Origin of the sequence: uncultured Dubosiella sp. (genome assembly GCF_964018005.1) — a bacterium.
Lineage (GTDB): Bacteria > Bacillota_I > Bacilli_A > Erysipelotrichales > Erysipelotrichaceae > Dubosiella > Dubosiella muris.
In genome coordinates, this window is record NZ_CAXHOA010000037.1 from 1 (window position 1) to 6,550 (window position 6,550).

General features: G+C 34.9%; 5 protein-coding genes and 1 pseudogene. 5 read left to right on the forward strand and 1 reads right to left on the reverse strand.

Annotation, left to right across the window (positions count from 1 at the left end):
* Window positions 1–737 (forward strand): annotated as a pseudogene (locus ABNS49_RS13475) (hypothetical protein); the annotation flags it as partial.
* Between the two features lie 87 nt (window positions 738–824).
* On the opposite strand, the gene dcm reads toward ABNS49_RS13475, so the two are convergent.
* Window positions 825–2,063 carry a DNA (cytosine-5-)-methyltransferase gene (gene dcm / locus ABNS49_RS13480; protein ID WP_289642117.1) on the reverse strand — a complete coding sequence of 413 codons (1,239 nt, stop codon included), beginning with the start codon at window positions 2,061–2,063 and terminating at the stop codon, window positions 825–827.
* Window positions 2,064–2,233: 170 nt separating this feature from the next.
* Between dcm and ABNS49_RS13485 the strand changes: the two genes are divergently transcribed.
* From ABNS49_RS13485 to ABNS49_RS13500, 4 genes are all read left to right on the forward strand, one after another.
* Window positions 2,234–3,784 (forward strand): Sau3AI family type II restriction endonuclease, encoded by a 1,551-nt coding sequence (locus ABNS49_RS13485; RefSeq protein ID WP_289642116.1) that lies wholly within the window; start codon window positions 2,234–2,236, stop codon window positions 3,782–3,784.
* Between the two features lie 14 nt (window positions 3,785–3,798).
* Window positions 3,799–5,025: a restriction endonuclease gene (locus ABNS49_RS13490; RefSeq protein ID WP_289642115.1), complete on the forward strand. Its 1,227-nt coding sequence runs from the start codon at window positions 3,799–3,801 to the stop codon at window positions 5,023–5,025.
* 1 nt (window position 5,026) lies between these two features.
* Window positions 5,027–5,455 carry a very short patch repair endonuclease gene (locus ABNS49_RS13495; protein ID WP_290092273.1) on the forward strand — a complete coding sequence of 143 codons (429 nt, stop codon included), beginning with the start codon at window positions 5,027–5,029 and terminating at the stop codon, window positions 5,453–5,455.
* A gap of 123 nt (window positions 5,456–5,578) precedes the next feature.
* On the forward strand, window positions 5,579–6,469 hold the full coding sequence (locus ABNS49_RS13500) for a MutH/Sau3AI family endonuclease (protein ID WP_290092274.1): 891 nt from the start codon (window positions 5,579–5,581) through the stop codon (window positions 6,467–6,469).
* Window positions 6,470–6,550 lie beyond the last annotated feature (81 nt).

The following is a 6,550-nucleotide window of genomic DNA, read 5'->3' on the forward strand; positions in this document are numbered from 1 at the left end:
AAAAAATAGTTGTGTTTATTGGCTTTTCTTTTGGAGATGATGATTTTACTCAAATTATGGATTTTATTCAATCTGAATTCGAGGGTTTTATTCCTCATATTTATATTGTTACGATTGATGAAAGACTATGTTCCAAAGTAAATTACAAAAATGCGACTTATATTGTTACTGATGGGACTTACTTTTTACATATGCTTAAACTAGAGATGATAAATCAAGGTTTATTAGAACGTTGCAATACACTTCCAATAATTGAAGGGGTAAATGACTATTTACATGAGCTGCATGAAAAAGTTTCGTCTATTGATATGCATAGATACCCAAGTGTCATTTATTGTTTGGCCTATCAAGATGGCGTTATTCATGCATTTGAACGTTTTATTCAATTATATAATACAGGGCTTTATAATATTCCGGGATTTAAAGAATCAATAAAAGCTTATACAGAGATTGCTGATAATTATGAAAAAAATAAAGATTATTGGAATCAAGCTTATTATGCTGGATATCTAAATGGACTGATTCTTATTGATAGTTGTGAGAATGATATGAAAACGATAAAAGAATTTCCTTATATGTTTCTTCCAAATTCGACTGAGGATTTACGATTTTTCGATGAATTCTTTGAAGAATTGAAAAGAATGTCTAAAACAAAAGATGAATTTTTTAAATATGCAAAATCATTAATTTCACATATAAAAGGTAAGGATATTGTTGTCCATCACCGTCCAGATTAGAAATAAGTGAAAGATGAAAATAAAGCTCCCTCTAAATAGACTGTTTTAGAGAGAGCTGTGAATAATAAAAAATAATAATGATTACTCTTATAGTTCGTTTTCAATCAACTGAGAAAGGAAGGGTTCCAATTTATTTGGAATCAAAGTTACAAGAGCATTACCCATCATGAAGTAACGACGACTTTCAGGCATACCCGAATTAGTCCAATTATCTGGGAAAGCTTGAAGTCGTTCGGCTTCGATAGGAGTAATCAAGCGATTTGCTTTTGTTTGCTCGTCTTCAATGACATGGGTACTTCGATTAACTGAAGATTCACTCGTTAACATTGTACGTCCAGGTAAGTCAAGATCATCAGGGAAACTCATAGCCCCTTCGGAATAAAAGTATTGTTCACCATTAGGTCGAACGCGAGGAATTCGTTTACTACCTTTGAGGTATTTGAATTTTTCTTCTCGTTCACCTGTCAAGAAGTACTCACTAAGATCTTTACCAGTTTCTCGAATTTGTCTTAAAGTGACTGGTGTTTCTTTGATTGGAGTTGTGGGTGTTGTATATACGATACCGTCAATCATGACACCAGTATTGGCAAAGTCGAATTTAAAGCCATCTGTCATTTCAACTGTGTCGTTGAATTGAGTTAAATCGGTTTCTCTAAAATCGAATTCTTGCTCGATTGGGAAGCAAGTAGCAAAAGCCCCGGCTGTACCTACAATTGTTTTAGCATCTACAATTGTTTGGTTGTATTTCGTATCACGACGCCAAGCAAAGATGAAAGTTCTTCTCCTTCTTTGCGCTGCACCATAATCAGCGGCATTGATTACACGCCATTCTACATTATAACCCTGATCATAGAATGTTCTTAGCATAATACCGAAATCACGGCCACGCTGGGAAGCAGGTGAACGTAATAAACGGTCTACGTTTTCTAGTAATACGAATGGTGGCTTCTTTTCCTGGAGGATATCAGCAATATCCCAAAAGAGAACCCCTTTTTTTCCTTGGATTCCTTTTTCACCAGAAAGAGTTCTTGCTACTGAATAATCTTGGCAAGGGAATCCACCAACCAGAAGTGAGTGATTGGGTAATGTCGATTTATCGACAGAAGAAATATCTTCGTTTGAAATCGAATCATCAGCTCCGAATCTTAATTTGTAGCATTCATACGCGTGTTGCGTTTTTGTTGAGGGCTCCCATTGATTGGCCCATACAAATTCCCAATCTCTGTTTTCGATGGCCCTCCCGTTTTTATCAATTGAATGGATATCGTTTAATCCTACTCGGAAACCTCCGACACCTGCGAAGAGTTCAACTACTGTTTTTTTCATGGCATTCATCCTATCTAACTAAGCATCATTATACAGAGATTTTAGTATTTGATCAAGTAGAAATTGAATTTTTTTTGGAAAGTATTTGACGGTACAGATATATTTTGACATTAGTTCTAAATAAGTTAGAATAAAAATTAATAAATAGCAATTACAAGGAGATAACAATTATGTTGTTTGATTACGATGTCAATGATTTGGGGAGTATTTTTACTTATGCCAAGAGATTAGAAGGGCAAACTTTTCAAAATATAGAAGATCAATATGAAGCTTCTTTAAGAAAAGGGTATTTTGATGATGACCCAAAAGACAAAGGCTCATCTATGGTTTCGGATACAGAGCTGATCTATGATAATACTTCGGTAGCAAAGATTCCAAGTAAGAAAGCTAAAGGGCAGTTAGGAAATCTTCTGGAAACACACTATTTTGGCTATGATGCCAATGGTAACCAACAAGCCGACTTTGTAAGTGTTGGCGTTGAATTGAAAGCCACTCCTATCGATTTAACAAAAAAGGGTGGAATGCGCGCTGGCGAACGATTATCTATTACAAATATTTCATATACGGAGCCGGTAATTGAGAACTTTTATAATTCACATGTATGGGAAAAAATCCATAAGATTCTTTTGATTCAGTATTTGAGAGATAGAACAAAAGATAGAATGGATTACATCATTAAATTTGTTAATATGTTTACTCCACCGGCTAATGACTTAAAAATCATTGAAGCTGATTATGAGTATATTAATAATAAGCTTAAAGATGGTCTTGCTCACGAACTCAGCGAAGGAGATACGATGTATCTCGGGGCATGTACAAAAGGGAGTACAGCGGAAAGAAGCTGGCGTCCACAATATTATGGGGAGCATATTCAGGCCAAGAAGCGCAATTATTGTTTGAAACAATCCTATATGAATTATGTATTGAATGAATATGTACTTAAAGGAAAAGTTCCATTTGATGGGGTACTTCATAATATCGGTTCAGAAGATAGTCTTTTATCAGAAAAGGAATTAGAGAATAAGAGGTTTGAAGAAATTCTGATTGGTCGAATTGATCGATACAAAGGGAAGTCTGATGAAGAGCTCTGTAAAGTGTTTGATCGCCCTTACAACAATAACAAAGCTCAATGGAGTGATTTGAGTTATCGAATGTTAGGTCTGAAAAGCAATCATGCCGAAGAATTAACTAAAGCAGGTATCAAGGTAAAATCAATTCGTATAGAAGCAAATGGATCAATCAAAGAATCGATGCCTTTACCAGCGTTTGAATTCAGAAAATTTGCTGAAGAAGATTGGGATAATTCTGAATTGTATAACTATTTAGAAAACCAAAAATACTTCTTCGTTGTATATAAGAAGATTGGTTCTAAATATCATTTGGTTGGAGCACAACTTTGGAACATGCCTCAAAAAGATATTGAAGAAAAAGTTCGTCCGGGATGGCAACAAATCCATGATAAGTTGATTGATGGGATTTGTTTTACGAAGAAACGAGATAAAAATGGAAAGTTGATTATAGCAAATGATCTTCCTAAAAAGACGAATAACGACATTATCCATATTCGACCGCACGCCCCAAAAGCTGCTTATCGCCTAGATGATGGAACAGTGATTGGAGATATGAAGGATGCGGATGAATTACCGGATGGGCAATGGATGACGAAGCAAAGTATGTGGATCAATAATGATTACATTTTGTCCCAATTGAAAGTCAAATAAAAGAGGAAAATGAGATGGAGAGTAGATTTAAGTTTGAACAATTGAGAGAAGCTCCATTGATTGTAGATGCAATCTACGAAGGTGGTCTACAGAAAAATATGGGTAGTGAGCCATTATCTAAATTGCTAGGAGTAGGGAATTCAGGCGGATTCCGACCTCGTAAAAGAAAAGATAAGAAAAAAACACGAGTTGGATATGCGGGAGATTACGCATTCTTGGTTCTTTATACAACTATGCAAGAATTAGAATGGCCGGACCATCTAGATGTTGAAACGGGTGTATTCCGTTATTATGGGGATAATCGCCAACCTGGAAAAGATATTTTGGATACTAGGAATCATGGAAATGAGATTTTGGAATCGGTATTTGATATGCTTCATATTGGTGTAGATTTTCAAGATATTCCACCATTTCTTGTATTCCAAAAAGTAGGCACAGGCAGAGATGTAAAGTTTTTAGGATTAGCAGTTCCAGGCAATCCTGACATTAGTGGAGATAACGATTTGATTGCTTTTTGGCGGTCAATGGATGAGAAACGATTCCAAAATTATGAAGCTTATTTTACTATTTTGGATGCAAAACAAATCGATAAGAGATGGCTTCAAGCATTGATTGAAGATCACGACAATAGCTTAGAATATGCTCCGAAGGCTTGGGTTGAGTTTATGAAATATGGTCGACGCGCTGTTCGAGCATTGAAGGCAAAGAAAATCAATACGATTCCATCGCGTTATGATCAAATGCAAATGAATGAAGATGAGCGTATATGCTTGAAAAAAATTCGTGACCATTATCGAGAGAATCCACATGGATTTGAAATGTGTGCCGTGGATTTAATAAGAAAGATGGATCCACATTTCAAAAATTTTATATTGACGCAAAAATATCGTGATGGTGGTTATGATGCGAAAGGCTCATATGTAATTCAAGGTGTTAGCCATAAGAACCGTGCATTGAGTTTGGAATGTTGCATCGAGGCAAAGTGTTATGATGAAAAAAATAGCGTCGGAGTACGATCGATGTCACGTTTGATTTCAAGAATCCGTTCACAACAATTTGGTGTTTTAGTAACAACAAGCTATGTCCATCAACAAGCTTATGAAGAAGTTGTAGACGACGGGCATAAGGTTCTGATAATTACGGCGGCAGATGTTGCTCAGATCTTAAAGGAAAATGCAATTGATTCATCGAATGTTGATTCATGGTTAGAACGTCTCGATGCGATTGATACGCGAGCATAGTATGAAACATCAAAAGCTAGAAACAACACCAGAGATATCTAAGCGAATGGCACATGTGAAGTTGAAACGCAACAAAGTTGAGACGATGCTTGCAAAAGCATTGTGGCATAAAGGATATCGATACAGACTGAATTATAAGAAGATACCGGGTTCACCTGATATTGCGATAACAAAGTATCGAATCGCAATATTTGTTGATGGTGAATTTTGGCACGGAAAAGATTTTGAAAAGAGAAAAGAAAAGCTCAAAAGCAACAAAGAGTTTTGGATAGAGAAAATTGAAGAAAATATCCAAAGAGATATTCGAAATGATAATCTGCTTCGACAGATGGAATGGATACCAATCCATTTTTGGAGTGAAGATGTAAAGAAATATACTGAATATTGTGTTGAAGAAATAGAGCAATGGATCAATGATCCAGAGAGATAATATATATTTTTGATGAGCTTAAAGGAGAATGTGTTTAGCATAATTATTTCTACTCTAAAAGGGAAAAGGATGAAATTGAAAGTATTTTTTGGATTATCGTGAAATGAAGGATGGTGGTATTGAATGCCTGCTCATATTTTTGATAAAAATGACGTTATTCATAGATTAGAAGCTCATTTATGTAAAACATTTGAAATGATTGATAATAAAGGAATGTTTATGGATGTACAAAAATTTAATCTGCAAAAAGGGATTGCAGGTGCTGTCGTTGAACAATGTATTTTTGAATATTCTCCAGATACTGAACAGAAAGCAGACCTAATTATTATCGATGGAATGAAAAATACAAAAACAGAACTTAAGACAACAGGGATGGTGATACAGAAAAAACCTAGGAAACATTTCGTTGCTAAAGAACCAATGTCGATTACTGCTGTTGGGGTATATGAAATAGCCGAGCAAGAATTTGAAACATCGCATTTTTGGGAAAAATTGGAACATATGCTAATTGTATATTATCATTATGCATCCCCTCGTCCTGTATCTGCCTATGGATATAAAGATTTTATTCTTAAAGGATATGACTTTCATGAGTTTTCAGCTGATGAAGTAGAAATATTGAGAAATGATTGGGAATATGTAAGGAATCTTTGTGCGGAAGTAGTTTCTCATCATCCTGGACCACGAAATAAAAGCTGGAAGTTGGCTGTAAAAAAAGAATATATAGAAACACATAGTGATATAAGGAGAAATTTGAACTATATTAATTTAGCTCCTAAATTTCCACCACGATTTCGATTAAAAAAAGCAATTGTTTCTTCCATGATTGCTAATCATTTTGGATATGAACTTGAACAACTACCGGAACGATACCTTTCAAAATCAGAAATAGATGCGAAGTGTAGAGAATTGACAAATTTGTATGCCGGTAAAAGTATTGAGGAGCTTATAAAGCATTTTAATCTAAAATTAAAAAAGGATACGAAAGACAACTATATAGGAAGTCAAGTATAAAATCATGAAATAGTTTGAAATATTATTGCTTGATTTGTTGTCGATTTGATCTTTGAAATTGTAAAAATGTGTACACTAAAA

What these genes read in the sequence shown, in the direction of transcription:
- ABNS49_RS13500 (WP_290092274.1), top strand. Translation starts at nt 5,579, where the DNA reads ATGCCTGCTCATATTTTTGATAAAAATGACGTTATTCATAGATTAGAA.
- ABNS49_RS13485 (WP_289642116.1), top strand. Translation starts at nt 2,234, where the DNA reads ATGTTGTTTGATTACGATGTCAATGATTTGGGGAGTATTTTTACTTAT.
- ABNS49_RS13490 (WP_289642115.1), top strand. Translation starts at nt 3,799, where the DNA reads ATGGAGAGTAGATTTAAGTTTGAACAATTGAGAGAAGCTCCATTGATT.
- dcm (WP_289642117.1), bottom strand. Translation starts at nt 2,063, where the DNA reads ATGAAAAAAACAGTAGTTGAACTCTTCGCAGGTGTCGGAGGTTTCCGA.
- ABNS49_RS13495 (WP_290092273.1), top strand. Translation starts at nt 5,027, where the DNA reads ATGAAACATCAAAAGCTAGAAACAACACCAGAGATATCTAAGCGAATG.